At 70.8% G+C, this 387-nt stretch carries 1 pseudogene; it reads right to left on the bottom strand.

Annotated elements, in window-relative coordinates:
- Positions 1-387: pseudogene (locus tag ACLWS4_RS37775) on the bottom strand (chromosome segregation protein SMC); the annotation flags it as partial.

The raw sequence follows: 387 nt of genomic DNA on the forward strand, positions 1-387 counted from the left end.
TCGGCCTGGATGCCGGCGGCCCGCCGGGCGATCTTCGCCTGCCGCCCCAACGGCCCCAGCTGCCGCCGCAGTTCGGCGACCAGGTCCTGCACCCGGTTGAGGTTGGCGGCCATCGAGTCCAGCTTCCGCAGCGCCTTCTCCTTGCGCTTGCGGTGCTTGAGCACCCCGGCCGCCTCCTCGATGAAGGCCCGCCGCCCCATCGGGTCGGCGTGCAGCACCGAGTCCAGCCGGCCCTGCCCCACGATGACGTGCATCTCCCGGCCGATGCCGGAGTCGGAGAGCAGCTCCTGGATGTCGAGCAGCCGGCAGGTCTCGCCGTTGAGGGCGTACTCGCTGCCGCCGTTGCGGAACATCGTGCGGGTGATGGTGACTTCGGCGTAGTCGATG

Origin of the sequence: Kitasatospora sp. SC0581 (assembly GCF_048159585.1) — a bacterium.
Classification (GTDB): Bacteria; Actinomycetota; Actinomycetes; order Streptomycetales; family Streptomycetaceae; genus Kitasatospora.